The following is a 14,856-nucleotide window of genomic DNA, read 5'->3' as shown; positions in this document are numbered from 1 at the left end:
TTGGCACAAGTTTGGCCCGTAAACGCCTAAAAAGGAAAGACAATAATATAGGCCACGCACATATGTGCTCCATATGCAACGCCCATTCTGCGCCTGTCAGAGCCGGATCGCAGTATTTTTCCAAGGACCTCGGCAGCCAACCCGGTGATCGCCGCAATGCCCAAAATCAGCGAAATCTGCTGTGGTCCGGTCAGCGCACCAAGTCCCGCAGCCAGCCAGATGTCGCCCGTCCCGAGGGCCTCGACACCGCGCCAGAACCGGAAAAACAGTTGCAAGCCGAGCAGAATACCACCGCCAATCGCGGCACCTGATGCGGCGTGCGCCCAGGAATCCGTGGCCCATGCCACCACGACACCCAAAGCCAATAGCAGTATCGTCCAGACAAAAGGCAACCACCGCCACGCCAGATCAAGAACAGCCAGCAGCACAAGCAGGCCCACAACAGCGGCCAACACCGCGGCATCCGGTCCGCCAAGCAGTGCTGCAAAGACCACGGTCAGCACCAGCCCGGCCTGCAGGCCATGGGTCACGGGGTATTGCCAGCCGCGCATCGCATCGGTCGGCATGACCTTACGCAGCACTGCGCGGCATGTCAGGCGCACCGGCCCATACGCGACTGCAAAGCACATGGCCAGCACAGCCGCCGCTGCTATCCATGCGCCGCCTTCCATCGCTATCGGATCTGCCGAACCGACAGGATTTCATAGCGCATCAGACCACCCCGAAATGACAGGCCGCGCTGGGCGACCTGCGCCTGCAACGTCGCGCGTGCGCCGGTTGTGAGTTCGGCTTCGGCCTCAATTGTGTAAACCGGGCCACTGCCTTCCACCAGCCAGGCAACGGCGCTGCCAAGCCGGGGCATCGGGCGACCGGTTGACCGGCGCACCAAGATTTCCTCCACATCGCTTGGGCCTAAACCGGGGATGGATTCCAGCACCGTGCGCGATGCGGTGCGCGGGTTTACCTGCGCGGAAAAGTTCAGGGTCGTCAGATACCGGCTTGCGGCAGCCGCTGTGTCACCATTGAAACCCGCGCGGATCAGGGCTGTGTAGACCGACCCGATGGTGCCATCGGGCTGCTGCGCAAAACCGGCCAGCGCCTCTGCAATGGTGACCGCATCAAATGCGTCGATCCCCTCAACCTCACCAATCCGGACAAGGGCCGGGGTCAGCACCTGCGACGGGGCCTGCAGGATGTCGATCTTGCCCGCCTCATCGATAATGCGATAGGTGACGCGCCCTTCGGCCATTTGCAGGGTGATCGGCGTGCCATCCACCGGGCTGCGCACCTGATCAGGGTCGATACGACCCAAATCTGCCATGGCGACATTTACGCCGCTGCGTGCCAGTTCCAGTGCGCGGGCGGCACCGACCTCGGCCCTGACATTCAATGCCTCCTGTCGTGCGGTCGACAAAAAGGCCGAGACGGCCAGCAACAAGGCCAGCCCGATCCACATAACCGTGATCAGCACATAACCGCGCTGCCCGTATGTTCTGCGGTTCATCTTCATCTCAGATCGCACCGGTCATCCTCCAGCCCGCCAGGTCCCAGTGCGGCCAGACAGGATGTGCTGACTGTTGCAAAAATCCGGGCCGTCAGCATACGCGCGTCGCCAACCTCAATCGCGATGGCAGCGGGAAGGCCGTCATCACCACCGCTACCGGTCTCATAGCGCCAGGTGTCGCCAACACTCGCGCCATCGCGCGGTAGCAGATATAGAATGCGGATTGGTTCGTTCGCACGCACAACTTCCGTTTCCTGTGGATCGTCCGATGCGACGCGGGCGTCGATCTGACCAAAATGGCGGGCAGCGATCAGGGCATATGTGCTGTCTGAAATCGCCTCGACGCGCAACTCACCGACAAATGCGGGCGTCCGGCCTGATCCAACCGGTTCGACCACCATGCGCGCGGTGGTGCTCGTCCCGATAAAGCGGGCATCTGTCTCCTCAACGCTGGCAGCCGTCACGCCAGAGGCCCAGCCAACCAGCGCGCGACGGGCCGCCAGCCAATCCGCAGCACTTGTTTCCACTGCGGCGGCACGGCGCTCTGACGCCAGCCGCAACCCCCAGCTTGCCCCTGTCAGCAGGGCAAGGGTCATTGCGGCAATCGCCAGCGCCACCAGCGCCTCGGCCATGACAAAGCCAGCCGTTTTCTGACGACGGCGCATCACAATGGCGACTGCGCATAACGGATGGATCGCAGGACAACCGGCGTCGTCGTCTCCGTCGGGTCGGTCACCGACACAGAGACAAAGATCAGCTCATTGGGATAGATCTCGCCCAATTGCATATCAGTCGTGGGGGTCGCCCCGATGATCAGTTCCCACTGCAACCCGTTCTGCGTGCCGGTTTCGACCGTACCAATGCGCAAGGGCAGATCAATACCAACACGATCTATCACATTGGTAGCCAGTAACACCTTTTCTGCCTGCGCGTTCGCCCGGCGGTCCAGCAAGCTGCCCGTGGACAAGGCGCCGTAGAATCCGTTGATGATCAGGGCCGCGATGGCCAGTGCGACAAGGCTTTCGATCAGAGTAAAGCCCCGCATGCGGCGACGGCGGATCATTGGACCTCCACCCGACCGGTCAGCCAATCCAACGTCACCGTCGCAGAATGATCATCCTTACTCAGCGTGACAATCAAGCCCTCCGATCCGCCCGACGGCTCCAGGATCAGCCGGGCCTCATCAGGCTCGATGGTAATGCCTTGTGCGATGACATGCGTGGCACCGCCCGCCAGCAATGTGCGGTCACTGGCCGACAAGATCACCTCAACAGGGCGACCCAGTTCCAGCGCCCGCAGTCGGGTCTGCTGTAAAAACAGCCCCATATCTGCGGCCTCGGTGCGAAGCTCGCCGCGCGCCGTGCCGCCAAAACTGACGATACCGATAGCACCCACCATCAGCACGATGGCGACAGCGACCAGCACTTCCACCGTGGCAAGGCCGCGCGCATTGCGGCGTCTAGCCGGAGATATCCGCATTGCGCCCCGTTCCACCGGGCTGGCCATCCGCCCCCAGCGATATGATCTGCACCTGACCATCCTCGAATTTATAGATAAACGGATTGCCCCAGGCATCGGTGGGCAGCGCACCATCACGGGTATAAGGGCCGTTCCATCCCGCAATGCTGCCGGTATCGCTGACAAGGGCGGTCAATCCCTCAGCCTCATTCGGGACACGGCCCGTATCAATCGAGAATATATCAACCGCGGCGCGCAGCTGATTGATCTGCGCCTCAGTCGTGTCAACACGCGACCCCTGCAGGGCACGCATCGCCGCAGGGCCAACAAGCCCCACCAACAGGCCCACGATGGCAACCGCAACCAGCATCTCGACCAGCGAAAAGCCGACAGTGTGGCGCGTTCTGCGCCTAGAACGAGATCGAATTGACAGACACAATGGCCGAGAAAAGCGCATAAAGGCTGACCCCTACAAGTAGTCCCACAATGATGATCAATGCGGGTTGGAATAGCGCGAGGAAACGCTCCAGGTCACGGTCGGCAGCCTCGCGCATTTCTTCCGCCGCCCGTTCGATCATACCGGACAGATCGCCCGTCTCTTCTCCAATCCGCACCATCTCCACGGCAGCGGACGGCATGATATTCGCCCCCGCAAAGGCCGTTGACAATGCTGCACCTGTTTCCACCTCGGATGACACCTTTTTCAAGGCACCTTTGACACGGCCGCCGGGTGCGGTTTCGGCCACAACGCGCAAGGCTTCACTCAGGATCACCTCGCGGCGCAGCAGCGCACCCAGGATGTGCAGGACAATCATGACCTGATTGCGGCCAATGACATCACGCACCAAGGGTAGGCGGGATGTCGCCGCTGACAGGATAGGCAGGGCCTTGCCACGACGATGCAGCAGCCACAGGGCAAAGCCACCAAACAGCAAAGCCGTCACGATAAGCGGCCAGATTGCTGTCAACGCGGCCGAAATGGCAAAGATCGCCCGGCCCAGCACAGGGATCATATCCATCCGATCCTCAACCAGCGGACGGAACTGGGGGATGATGGCGATCATGATCAGCCCCACCGAAATCAGGGCAACGACCAGCAACAGGCCGGGATAAAGCAACCCTGTCATGATGCGGCGGACCAGCATCAGCCGCTGTTCCAGAATACCGGCGGCAGTCGCCAGCGCTTCTGACAGATCACCCGAAATCTCGGCCCCGCGCACCAAAGCAAGGGTTGCCGCATCCTCCAAGCCCAGATGCGTGCGCAGCCCGTCCATAAACCCTCCGCCTTCGCGCATATGCATGCGCAGCGCTGCGGCAGATGCTGAAATGGCACCATCATCGCCTTCCGCCATGATCGACAAAGCACGGTCCAGATTGATCTGACTACCCGTCAGCTTGGCCAGCCGCGAAATCACCGCCACTTTCTGGCGTTGGGTCAGGCGGCCGACCTTGCCGCTCCGCTTGGCGGCAACCGGCTCCTTCGGCTTCGAAGCCGCAATCTCAATCGGATATAGCCCCTCGGCGCGCAGCTTCTGCGTCGCGTGCGCACTGTCTCGGGCCGCGATCTGACCTTTCTTGCGCAGCCCTTCGCCATCACGCGCGGTATAATCAAACAGAACGGTCGCAGCCGTATCCGGCATGGTCAGACCCAGAATTCGCCGGCGCCGAACACGCGGACCAACTCGTTCAATGTCGTCTGACCACGGGTGAACAGGCCCAGCCCTTCAAGGCCCATATTGCGATAGCGGGGCTTCTGGCCTGATGCAGCCGCCAGTGCTTCGCTTTCATTCATCATCTCAAACAATGCCATGCGGCCGGAATAACCTGTGTTGTTACAATGCTTGCAGCCCTTGGCCACATGCGGGGCCCATTTGTCGGGATGACCCAGCGCAGGATCGGCCTCAAAGAAAGTTGCGGCCAGCGATGCGTAGCTTTCGTTCACCGTCAGATCAATCGGCTCAGAACAGTGTTCGCACAAGGTGCGTACCAGCCGCTGCGCACCCACCAGCCGCAAGACGGATTTCAGCAGATAATCCGGCACGCCCATATCAGCGAGGCGCAAAACAGCCTCTGACGCGCGATTTGTATGAAGGGTCGACAATACAAGGTGGCCGGTCAGCGCCGCCCGCACAGCAAGCTCCGCCGTTTCTGCATCCCGGATTTCGCCCACCATCAGCACATCGGGGTCATGGCGCAGAACCGACCGCAGCGCGCTGGCAAAGGTCCAGCCGAGGTCCGGTTTGATATCAATCTGGATCAGGCCCGGCGTCTGGATCTCAACGGGATTTTCAATCGTGATGATCTTGCGACCCGTCTCGTTCAACTCGGCCAGTGCCGCATGCAGCGTCGTGGTCTTGCCGCTGCCGGTCGGGCCAGTCACCAGAATCAACCCATTGGGCTGATCCAGTGCCGTCATCAACCGATCTCGGGCCAGGGCAGGCAGTGCCAGACGATCAAGCCGGGCCAGATGCTGGCTGTTATCAAGCAAACGCAGCACCAGCGTCTCACCATGCACAGTGGGCGCGCTGGCCACACGAATATCAATCGACCGACCGGCGGATTTCTGGCGGATCCGGCCATCCTGCGGCAGGCGACGTTCACTGATATCCATACCGGCCAGAATCTTCAGGCGGGACACGACACCTTCATAAAGGTGGCGTTCAACAGCCGGGGACTCGACCAGAATACCGTCAACACGCAGGCGGACACGGGGGCCGCTTTCCAGATTTTCGATATGAATGTCCGTGGCCCCACTCTCCACGGCCTTGGAAAACAGAGTATCCAGATATTTGACGGTCGGCGCATTATTAGCCAGTTCCATCAGCTTGTCGGTGTCCAGATCACCGTCCGACAGCATGATGACGTCAGCACTTGGCTGCTCAGCCGTCTCTGATTCGGCGGCGGCGGCCTCGCTCCGGGCCAAGGCCGCCTCGATATCGCGATCGGTCGATACGGCAAAATCAATGTCATCGCCAAAGATCATGCGCAGGGCCTGGCGGACCTGCTGGGCCATCGGATTGGCCATGGCAATCCGGGGGCGGCCAGCGTCCGAGATCGACAGCAACGCGACGCTGTTCCGTTTCATATAGTCCAGTGACAGGCGGTCATCGCTTGGCAGGCGTTCTGGGAAATCGTCCAGCTTTATCAGGGGTAAATTGTTGGTTTCCGCAACCGTTTCAGCCCAGGCACTTTGGGACACGATACCAAGACGGTCCAGAACAACGCGCACTGGCTGGCCAGTGGACGAACTGATCTGGCGGGCCTTGATCACGTCATTAGCCGCCAATGTGCCGTCCTGCAGAAAGCGGGCGGGGATCTCAATATCGTCCAGATGAACCGTTAATACGCGTGCCATGTGCCTGCCATCCTAAGTCGCCCACCCAGATAAGCATGTGCCGGAATAAACCGATCGGCCCTGACTCGCAATTGAATGTTCGGAAATCTGTCAGAACTGTGGCGCACTGTTCCCCAAAGCGGCGGTAATGCGACGCATATCTGCTTGATTGTTCCAAGTGTTGTTTCGGGCATTGGCGGAAACAGGCTCAGAATGGCGGGCGGCATCACGGGCTTTTGACAGGTTAACGGTTGACCCATAGGCAATCTGTCAACGCAACGTTCCAACCGGGGGACAGTATGACGAATTACAAGGTAGCTTCTTGGCTAGTTTCGACTGCCGCAACAGTGGCGCTGATGTCGATGGCATCAGCCGAAACGCAGGCAAATGTTTCATCAGTGACCGTGACAGAGGTGACGAAAGTGGCGTCAAGCGCCACCGAAGCCAATAGTCTTCTGCGCAAATGGACACTCCCTGCCGCTGGCACTTTTGCCTTCCATGCGCCTGCCAATTCCGGCGTGCAAATCAAGATTGACGGTCAGGTGATTGTCGATGCCACTGGCGAACGGCTGCAGGAAGTTGGGCAACCGATCACCGGCATTATCACCCTTCAAGCCGGTGATCACGCGATCGAACTGACGGGCGTCACCGCCGACCATCCGCTTCTGGGCCAGATCACGGTCAGCCCTGTCGGTAGTGATCCGCAGTCGATCATCTCACAAACTGCCGCACTCGAGGCGACAGAGGCTGCGACCATCGCGGCATCCCGCGCGGCAGTTGATCCGACGGCGGCGCCGATCACCAACAGCACACCGGCCACAACAACGGCAACCGCGACAACCCCATTCTCAATCGGGGGCGGATCTTCCAGAGTACAGCAGGTCGCCTCGGCATCAGCCGCGGCCAAGGCACCAGCAACGGTCAGCACACAAACCGCATCCGTATTGGCGCCATCAGGCAATGGGCAGACAATGCAGCGGGGTGCATTGGCATCTTCTATCGGGCGTTTGGGGTCGATCGGATCGGTACCGATGGTCCCGGCAGCATTGGGCAGTGGCAATGGCGGTTCGTCCGGCAACCCCGGTAACCCGAACCCACCGCCGCCTCCACCGCCACCTCCCCCACCGCCACCGCCACCAATGGACAGCGTCGTGATCTCGCCGCTGACCCCACCGGCCAACGTTACGCTGACCAGCGCGGTCGAACTGACGGCGGTAGGCAATGCGGCAGGGCAGGTCGCCAATACCGGTGGGACTCTGTTCGGGGCGGTGATGGATAGCTCTGTATATGATATTGTAAATGTGGTCGTTTCGCCCTCGGATCGCACCACAACTGTGGACGTCGGGCCGGAGACTGGTCAATTTGCAGTCCGGCTTTTTGAAGAAGACTTCGCACAAGGCGCAGAAGTAACTGTTACGCTGACGGGTGGATCCAGTTCAGTAGCCGAAGTCGCTTCAGCGCCTGTCAACTACACCGTCACCGGTGTGGCACCAACGGACGGAGCGACCCAAGCGCTCTCCCGTATGGCATTCGGTCCGACGCCCGCACTTTATGCCCGCATCCGCGGTATCGGGTTTGAGGCTTACGTCGAAGAACAGCTCAGCCCTGCGACGGTAGATGACAGGGGGTTCGAATCCACGCAGCCCCAGCGTCTGCTCAAGCCGAACACCAGAAATGGCGGCGAAATGCTGCGGTCAATCATGGCCTACGAGATTTCGCGCGCCGCGTTCAGCCAAAAGCAGCTGCAAGAGGTCATGGGCCAGTTCTGGATGAACCATTTCCACGCGGTCACCAAAGATACCGACATGTTCCAGCAGAACATCGACGACCGGGAATTCTTCCGCCAGAACGCGCTTGGCAACTTTGAAGACATGCTACTTTACAGCGCGCGCAGCCCGCTGATGTCACAATATCTGGACAACGACCAGAACCGTCGTGGCCGGATCAACGAAAACTACGGGCGCGAGATCATGGAACTCTCGACCGTTGGCGTTGATGCAGGTTACGGCCCCGAGGATGTGATCGCCGTATCGCGAATCTTCACCGGCTGGGCCTACCGCCGCACCAACCCCAATGCAGAAGGTGTCGCATCAGAGTACGAGTTCGAGTTCTTCCCGGACCGGCATGATGTGGACGACAAGACCATTCCATTCCTTGGCATCACCATCGACGGACGCTCTGGTGAAGAAGGTGTCCAGGAAGGCGAAGAGTTGGTCTCGATCCTGGCCCAGCATCCGATGACACGTACCCGTATCTGTGGCAAGATCGTCCGACTGCTTGTAGCCGATAATCCGCCTGCCAACCTCACACAGGCCTGTGCAGCGGCATGGGAAAGCACCGGGGGCGAAATTGCACCCATGCTGCGTGCGATCCTGCTTGATCCGACCTACCGCCAGAACGTCGAATATCAGCGCTCAAAGGGCAAAACCCCTGTCGAATACGCGATTTCGTCGATCCGGGCCTTTGGGGCCACGCCAAGCGGCAGCACCGAACAGGTGGAACGGTTCTATCGCGGATTCAATCAGGTCTTCGAAGACGCGGGCATGGATCCGGTTCGCTTCCCTCTCCCAACTGGCCTGCCAGAGGTCGCGACGGCCTGGAACAACTCGGCCTCGATGATCGCGGCCTATCGCAAGATGACCGAAATCACCCGCGACCCTGACCGCTACGGGCTCGACCTGATGGATGGCATCAATGACGCAGGCCTCGAATCCGCCGAAGAGGTTGCCAGCTACATGCTGACTGTGGCCACCGCCGACCGGTTCTCTGAAGAAGAATTCGACGCCGTGCTTGAGGCACTCAAAGGGTCCGACGGCATCTTTGAACCCCGGACACCGGGCAATGATGAAACGCGGGCATTGCGCCGGGCCATGGGCATGATCGTGGTCACGCCAAGCTTCCAACTGCAGTAATTGCCAGTCCGACCAAAGGGTATGGAGTAAGACACTATGAAAACGCGCAGAGACTTTATCAAATCCCTCACGGCGGCTGCGGCCATGGCCGGGACGGCAGGTGCCCCCAAATTCACCTTCGCCCAAGAGGCTGGCGGCAAGACCTTCATCAAGGTCTTCATGCGGGGCGGCGCTGACGGGCTTCACCTGTTCCCGCTTTACGGCGACAACTTCTATTACAATTATCGCCCGCAACTGGCGATCGCGCCGCCCAATGGCGACAGCAGCAGCGCGATTGACCTCGGGCCGGCGGCAGGTGGTATGCGCGGCATGAACCCCAACCTGGCCTTGCTGCATTCGGAAATCTGGGAAACCGGGAATATGATGGTGGCGCCCGCGACGTCCTTTGCCGGTGCAAACCGGTCCCATTTTGACTGTCAGCGCTGGATCGGCACCGGGGCACGCAACAATCTGATTGACGGTTACCTCAACCGCTACATGCAAAATGTGCCGGGCACTGACCACCCGCTGCGTGGGATGGTGGCAGGCAAGTCCTCGATCAGCACGGAAATTCGCGGCGAGATTAAGGTCGCAGCGGTCAATCGGGGCAGCGACTACAACCTGGTCAACCGGGATTTCTGCTCTGGCACCGATTGTGCTGACAACCGGCTGACCGAGATCATGCGCGAAATCTCCTCCCATGATGTGGACCTGACCGGGACCGAGATGGAAATCCGTGAAAACCAGCTTGTCATGCTCGACACGATTGCCGAGGTGCAGGAGGCAGGCGTCGATTACGTCCCCAATGCTGATGGGCTTCAATACAGCAACAGCGACCTCGGGCGCGGGCTGCAACTTTGCGCGCAACTGCTCAAGGCAGGCGTGCCACTCGAAGTGGCCGCGCTCGACTGGAACATCGGCTGGGATACGCATTCCAACCAGATCGCTGACAATGGCGATCCGTTCACCAATCAGGACAAGGGCTATCACAGCCGGATGGTGCGGGGCGCCAATGACTTTGTGACCTTCTACCGTGACATGGGCGCAGATATGCAGAACATCGTCGTGCTGACCGGCAGTGAGTTTGGCCGGACCAAGAAACAGAATGGCAGCTTCGGCACCGACCACGGGCAGGGCGGAACATGGTTCGCCTTTGGCGGCCCGACCCAGCAGGCGGTTGCCGCGGATGTGTCGACGATCGATGACACGGTTGTTGATCGGAACTGGCTGCCCACGCTGACCAGCTACCGCAATATCGTCGGGGAAATCATGGTCCGACATATGGGAATGGACCAACAACTGATCTCGACCATCTTCCCGAATCATACGTTTGAAGACTACTCTCTGTTCCGAGGAGCGTCTGCCTGATCAGTCCGACTGATCTGCCAAAAATGGGGGCGATCATCGAGGAACGGATAGGAACAGCGTGGCGGACAAGACCAGTGGTCGCATGTTTGCCCGGGCGGGTGCGCCGCTTGGGCAAAGACTAAACAGATTTCGCAATCTCGCACTTCAAGGCGCGGCAGAACTTGCCGCGCCGCCTGCATTTGCGCAGCCCCGTTCCGAGTTCTATGTCGAAATCGGCGATGGTGTGCCGGTGTTTCGCCGCCCCGAAAAACCGGGTGAGGTCGAAATGACCACAGAGAACATCAACCATCTGGCACAAAAAACAGGGAATGCGCCGATTGATCTGGTCTTTGCCGATAACAGCTGCATCGACCTGAAATTCAAACTGCCCGACGGGCTGCTGCCCGAACTGCGGCAGATCATCGACAATGAAATCCAGTTCCGATCCCCTTTCAACGAAGGTGCTTCGCTCTGGTTCTGGGTCGCGGAAGAGCTGCCGGACCATCGCTGGCAGGCACGCGCGGCGGTTACTCTGAAAGAACCGGTGGAAAAGCTTCTGGCGCTTTTGTCCGAACATGACCTTCCAATCGGGGCCGTCCGCCGCGAGGCCAAGGACACGCATTTCGCAGCCTACCCGTCCTGGGCGGGCACAAAAGCGGCGAATACAGATCCGAAAGGACTGCTGAAAAAACTGCCCGCCACGCTAAAGCTCAGCGTGCTTGGGGCGCTGGTCTTTTGCCTTTCGGCTCTCGCGCTGACGATACAAAACGGGCTCACGCAATCACGGCTCAGCGGGCAGGTGGACGCCGCGCGCACGACCATCAGCGCGCAGGCCCAAGCGTCCGCCGGATTGCGCAGCCTTGACCGGGCCATCACCCAATCCACCTACAAAACCGCACTGACCGGCATCCTCAGCCAGCTTCTGCCTGATGGTGTCTGGCTTGATCAACTGGTGATTGAGGATGACACCGTCACCCTGATCGGTTTCGGGCCATCGGCGGCAGAGATCACAAGGCTTCTGGCGACCCTGCCCGAACTGACCGATATCCGCTTTGCCTCCCCCGTCACCCGCGACAATGCCCAGTCGCTTGAACGGTTTCGGATCGCGGCCACATTGGTTGAGGCCGGATCATGAGCGATTTTCGTTTCGCAAAACCGGCGGCGCCCCGCAGGATGGTCTATGTGGCTGGCTATGGGCTGGCAGCAATCATTGCCTTGGCGGGGGTGCTGTTCTGGTCCGGCACATCCGGCAGTCGGGCCGCGATCGACGACATGAAAACCACCATCGCACGCGCACAGGCCTTGGCCGACAGCCCTGCCAGCGGCCTGGGGGCAGAGGCGTTCTATCAGGGTGATACGCCGCAACTGGCGCAAGCCGCACTGCAAACCACCCTGCAGGAACTGGCAGAGAATTTCGGCATCCAGATTGAGGTCATCCGCACCGACGAAATCGAACAGATCGACAATCTCGTCCGGCTTAACCTCACCCTGAACGGCGTCGCGCCAGAGGCACGCTTGGGCGAATTCCTGCATGGGCTGGTCGCGCTTGAACCGATGGTGATCGTCGAACAGCTCAACCTGCGCCGGGCGCGCACCTCTCGCAGCGATCCGGAACGGCGGGTCGCGTTTCAGGCCCAGCTTTACGGGATGACGGGCAGATGAGCGGCAGAAATCCGACATCACAGCTTGGCAACTTGCCCGGTATCCTGATCTTTGCAGGCTTCTGTGGTCTTGCGGCGTGGATCTGGGTACCCAATACGCCGCAGACAGTGACCCAGACCCGCACGCCGACCGATACAGTTGGCAGCCGGGTCGCGGGCGGGGTGCAGCAACTGTCCGAACTTATCCCCGTGACAACGGAACGCCCCCTTTTTCACGCAACGCGCCGCCCGGTGCAGGTTGCCGCACCCGCCCCGGCCCCGGCAGCGCCTGAACGCACGCTGTCTCTGGTGGGGATCTTGGGCGAGGATGGAACCCAGATCGCGCTTGTCCGCATTTCCGGCAGTAGTGAACTTTACAGGGTTGATGCCGGGGGGCAGCTGGGGCCGTGGACGATATTGGCCATCGGCGACAGTTTTGTGCAGGTCAGCAAGGATGATGGTGATCCGATCCTGCTGACCATCGGCGAGTAAGGGAACAGCGACTCCCCAGCTATCCTAGTTGCAGGGTGACCTGACCGGATGTACCGCCGCTCGAACAGCAGGGGTGCGTTGGCGGATATGTTGCCAGAGGGCAACAGCAATGCGGGCCAGCGAGGCATGGAGCCGACGCCAGGACGCCTGTATTTCCACCCGATTACGCTTTGGATCGACGATTTGGCAGTTCAGGCATAACCTTGGGTCAGGTGCAGGAAATGTTAATAAAATGCAGAATCGGCCATGTTGCTATAAACGCGCCATGTGGATATCCATTGAAAAACAACTAGGAGTTCAATTGCTTCGCGGCCGGAGACAATTTGCGGTTAACCTGTTAGCCACGCCAATCGTGCCTGCGCAACATGTTCCAACGAACGTGGCAACGGCGAACATCACCTTCCGCAAGCATTGACGACACTGGAGCGACGAAACCTGATGTTGAAGAAAATTGCCACGGCACTGCTCTGTACGGCGGCCCCTGTTGCGTTGATCGCCGAACCGGTTGAGTTACGCTCGTCGGATGGGTTCATCAGCGTCGTGGGCGAAGTCGTGGGTTTCAACGGTGTCATGTTGTCCGTCGAAACTTCAGTGGGCGTGGTCAGCGTGCCCATTTCCGAAGTGGGATGCTACGGCAATGCTTGCCTCAGCCTGCTTGCCGAAAATGACTACGGGCTGACGGCCGATAACTTCACCGAAGTTGTCGTGGGCGGGGGCGCGCAAACCGCTGTGGCCACCCCTCCAGCCCAGCCGACAGTTGTCGATGAACCAGCCGCCACCCCGGTCGGACCGCGTGAAGACAACATGACCGTCAGCTTCGAAGATCCCGAATTCGAAGGACTGTTTCAGGCACTGGCGCAGGCCTATTCCTCTGCCGGGAACGTGACATCTGATCTCGATCTCGCCACGCCTGATGAATTCACGCTGTCCAACCCGGCCAGCAACGCCACCGCAACGCTCAGCACGACTTCGGGACAGGATGACGGCGATATTGAACTGGTCATCGCGCCGCTGACCGGTACAGCAAGTCGGGAACATCAAAGTCCGGCGGACTGGTCGCTGACCGGACCGATCAATTACCAGCTTCTGGGGCTCAAGGCGTTTGCTGTGGTCATCGCACCCGACGTCGGTATTCCGTCACTATCCCTTGACGATCTGGCCGGCATCTACGCATCCGAGATCACCAACTGGTCCGAGGTTGGCGGCCCCGATCAACGCATCTTGCCATTGCAGGCCCCTGTTAACACAACGATCCGCAACGAATTGATCCGCCTTGTCATGGACCCGGCAAACAAGGAAATCGCCAATAACGTTCTGACGATGGCGGATGAGGCGGCGATCACCGCATCAATCAACCAGTTCCCGGGCAGTATCAGCCTGGTGACCCTCGATGGCGCGATGGACAGCAATGTGCTGCCCGTTTCGGGCGAATGCGGGCAGGTGGTGACGCCGGAACCTTTCAACCTCATCTCGGGTGATTACCCGCTGATCCGGCCTGTCATGGCCCGGTTCGACACATCGCCCAACACGTCTCTGATGACCGAATTTTTTGATTTTGCATCGACTTCTGCGGCACAAGCGCCGATTGCCGCTGAAGGCTTCATCAACCGGCAGCCGACAACGCAAAATCCGCTGACCAACGACAATCGACTCCTGGCGATTCTCCAAAGTGAATTGACTGACGTGCAGCGGCCTGCTGCGGCGCAGATGTTCGAAGTGCTCTTCGACGCCGATCGTCTGTCACCCACCATGATCGGTGGTGCGGTCAGCGGCCCCGAGGGCGGCTGGAACCGGTCCATGTTCCGCGGGCTTGCCGAAACGCTGGCAGATGACGCCTATGCCGGTCGTGAAGTCTTCTTTGTTGGGCTGGCGGAAAGCGATAGTGGCGAACAAGCGGCCATTGATGCCTCTGCCCAGGCCGCAGCTGAAATGCAGGCCGCTTTTGGGGCATTCGCGTCAGATGTGATCTTTGCCAACGATCTGCAATTGTCCGCCTACGGGTTCGGCAACGTGGCACAGGCCACCTGCTACCGCGCACAAGTGGCCAGTGACACACGAAGCCGGGTTGAAATCTGGGTCCGATAAAAAAATAGGGCGCTGCCCGGTGACACCCTGATCCGGGTGGCAGGCGCATCAGCGACGATACGATCATACACGCATCACCGCTGCGATCCGACCTTGCATCACCGT

14 protein-coding genes are annotated in these 14,856 nt (G+C 60.0%); 6 read left to right on the top strand and 8 right to left on the bottom strand.

Annotation, left to right across the window (positions count from 1 at the left end; genetic code table 11):
• Positions 1-26 precede the first annotated feature (26 nt).
• The 8 genes from ACFWW2_RS09675 to ACFWW2_RS09640 are packed head-to-tail and all read right to left on the bottom strand — an operon-like array spanning position 27 to position 6,317.
• Complete coding sequence (locus ACFWW2_RS09675; RefSeq protein WP_393927817.1) at positions 27-671, bottom strand: prepilin peptidase; 645 nt, start codon at positions 669-671, stop codon at positions 27-29.
• 2 nt (positions 672-673) lie between these two features.
• Positions 674-1,504, bottom strand: a complete 831-nt coding sequence (locus ACFWW2_RS09670) for a hypothetical protein (protein ID WP_393927816.1) — start codon at positions 1,502-1,504, stop codon at positions 674-676.
• 2 nt (positions 1,505-1,506) lie between these two features.
• Positions 1,507-2,169 (bottom strand): hypothetical protein, encoded by a 663-nt coding sequence (locus ACFWW2_RS09665; RefSeq protein WP_393927815.1) that lies wholly within the window; start codon positions 2,167-2,169, stop codon positions 1,507-1,509.
• Positions 2,169-2,567, bottom strand: a complete 399-nt coding sequence (locus ACFWW2_RS09660) for a type II secretion system protein J (RefSeq protein WP_393927814.1) — start codon at positions 2,565-2,567, stop codon at positions 2,169-2,171. Before ACFWW2_RS09660 ends, ACFWW2_RS09665 begins: the two co-directional genes overlap by 1 nt.
• Positions 2,564-2,983, bottom strand: coding sequence for a Tfp pilus assembly protein FimT/FimU (locus ACFWW2_RS09655; protein WP_393927813.1), 420 nt, complete (start codon positions 2,981-2,983; stop codon positions 2,564-2,566). Before ACFWW2_RS09655 ends, ACFWW2_RS09660 begins: the two co-directional genes overlap by 4 nt.
• Positions 2,964-3,419, bottom strand: a complete 456-nt coding sequence (gene gspG, locus ACFWW2_RS09650; RefSeq protein WP_393927812.1) for a type II secretion system major pseudopilin GspG — start codon at positions 3,417-3,419, stop codon at positions 2,964-2,966. Before gspG ends, ACFWW2_RS09655 begins: the two co-directional genes overlap by 20 nt.
• Positions 3,373-4,602 (bottom strand): type II secretion system F family protein, encoded by a 1,230-nt coding sequence (locus ACFWW2_RS09645; RefSeq protein ID WP_393927811.1) that lies wholly within the window; start codon positions 4,600-4,602, stop codon positions 3,373-3,375. Before ACFWW2_RS09645 ends, gspG begins: the two co-directional genes overlap by 47 nt.
• A 2-nt stretch (positions 4,603-4,604) precedes the next feature.
• Positions 4,605-6,317: a GspE/PulE family protein gene (locus tag ACFWW2_RS09640; RefSeq protein ID WP_393927810.1), complete on the bottom strand. Its 1,713-nt coding sequence runs from the start codon at positions 6,315-6,317 to the stop codon at positions 4,605-4,607.
• A gap of 335 nt (positions 6,318-6,652) precedes the next feature.
• Between ACFWW2_RS09640 and ACFWW2_RS09635 the strand changes: the two genes are divergently transcribed.
• The 6 genes from ACFWW2_RS09635 (at position 6,653) to ACFWW2_RS09610 (ending at position 14,751) form a co-directional block, all read left to right on the top strand.
• Positions 6,653-9,208 (top strand): DUF1800 domain-containing protein, encoded by a 2,556-nt coding sequence (locus tag ACFWW2_RS09635; RefSeq protein ID WP_393927809.1) that lies wholly within the window; start codon positions 6,653-6,655, stop codon positions 9,206-9,208.
• A gap of 36 nt (positions 9,209-9,244) precedes the next feature.
• Complete coding sequence (locus tag ACFWW2_RS09630) at positions 9,245-10,555, top strand: DUF1501 domain-containing protein (protein WP_393927808.1); 1,311 nt, start codon at positions 9,245-9,247, stop codon at positions 10,553-10,555.
• A 58-nt stretch (positions 10,556-10,613) separates the two neighbouring features.
• Complete coding sequence (locus ACFWW2_RS09625) at positions 10,614-11,669, top strand: PilN domain-containing protein (protein ID WP_393927807.1); 1,056 nt, start codon at positions 10,614-10,616, stop codon at positions 11,667-11,669.
• Positions 11,666-12,196 carry a type II secretion system protein GspM gene (gene gspM, locus ACFWW2_RS09620; protein WP_393927806.1) on the top strand — a complete coding sequence of 177 codons (531 nt, stop codon included), beginning with the start codon at positions 11,666-11,668 and terminating at the stop codon, positions 12,194-12,196. Before ACFWW2_RS09625 ends, gspM begins: the two co-directional genes overlap by 4 nt.
• The gene (locus ACFWW2_RS09615) at positions 12,193-12,666 is read left to right on the top strand and encodes a hypothetical protein (protein WP_393927805.1); all 474 of its coding nucleotides are present in this window, start codon (positions 12,193-12,195) and stop codon (positions 12,664-12,666) included. The genes gspM and ACFWW2_RS09615 overlap by 4 nt, the downstream gene beginning before the upstream one ends.
• Positions 12,667-13,104: 438 nt before the next feature.
• Positions 13,105-14,751, top strand: a complete 1,647-nt coding sequence (locus tag ACFWW2_RS09610; RefSeq protein WP_393927804.1) for a PstS family phosphate ABC transporter substrate-binding protein — start codon at positions 13,105-13,107, stop codon at positions 14,749-14,751.
• Positions 14,752-14,856: the final 105 nt, after the last annotated feature.

The organism is Yoonia sp. R2-816 (genome assembly GCF_046762905.1).
Classification (GTDB): domain Bacteria; phylum Pseudomonadota; class Alphaproteobacteria; order Rhodobacterales; family Rhodobacteraceae; genus Yoonia.
This window is presented reverse-complemented; position numbering and strand designations above follow the sequence as displayed.

Coding starts and splice junctions, on each gene's coding strand:
- ACFWW2_RS09675 (WP_393927817.1), bottom strand. CDS start 671: ATGGAAGGCGGCGCATGGATAGCAGCGGCGGCTGTGCTGGCCATGTGC.
- ACFWW2_RS09670 (WP_393927816.1), bottom strand. CDS start 1,504: ATGAACCGCAGAACATACGGGCAGCGCGGTTATGTGCTGATCACGGTT.
- ACFWW2_RS09665 (WP_393927815.1), bottom strand. CDS start 2,169: ATGCGCCGTCGTCAGAAAACGGCTGGCTTTGTCATGGCCGAGGCGCTG.
- ACFWW2_RS09660 (WP_393927814.1), bottom strand. CDS start 2,567: ATGATCCGCCGTCGCCGCATGCGGGGCTTTACTCTGATCGAAAGCCTT.
- ACFWW2_RS09655 (WP_393927813.1), bottom strand. CDS start 2,983: ATGCGGATATCTCCGGCTAGACGCCGCAATGCGCGCGGCCTTGCCACG.
- gspG (WP_393927812.1), bottom strand. CDS start 3,419: ATGCGCTTTTCTCGGCCATTGTGTCTGTCAATTCGATCTCGTTCTAGG.
- ACFWW2_RS09645 (WP_393927811.1), bottom strand. CDS start 4,602: ATGCCGGATACGGCTGCGACCGTTCTGTTTGATTATACCGCGCGTGAT.
- ACFWW2_RS09640 (WP_393927810.1), bottom strand. CDS start 6,317: ATGGCACGCGTATTAACGGTTCATCTGGACGATATTGAGATCCCCGCC.
- ACFWW2_RS09635 (WP_393927809.1), top strand. CDS start 6,653: ATGTCGATGGCATCAGCCGAAACGCAGGCAAATGTTTCATCAGTGACC.
- ACFWW2_RS09630 (WP_393927808.1), top strand. CDS start 9,245: ATGAAAACGCGCAGAGACTTTATCAAATCCCTCACGGCGGCTGCGGCC.
- gspM (WP_393927806.1), top strand. CDS start 11,666: ATGAGCGATTTTCGTTTCGCAAAACCGGCGGCGCCCCGCAGGATGGTC.
- ACFWW2_RS09615 (WP_393927805.1), top strand. CDS start 12,193: ATGAGCGGCAGAAATCCGACATCACAGCTTGGCAACTTGCCCGGTATC.
- ACFWW2_RS09610 (WP_393927804.1), top strand. CDS start 13,105: ATGTTGAAGAAAATTGCCACGGCACTGCTCTGTACGGCGGCCCCTGTT.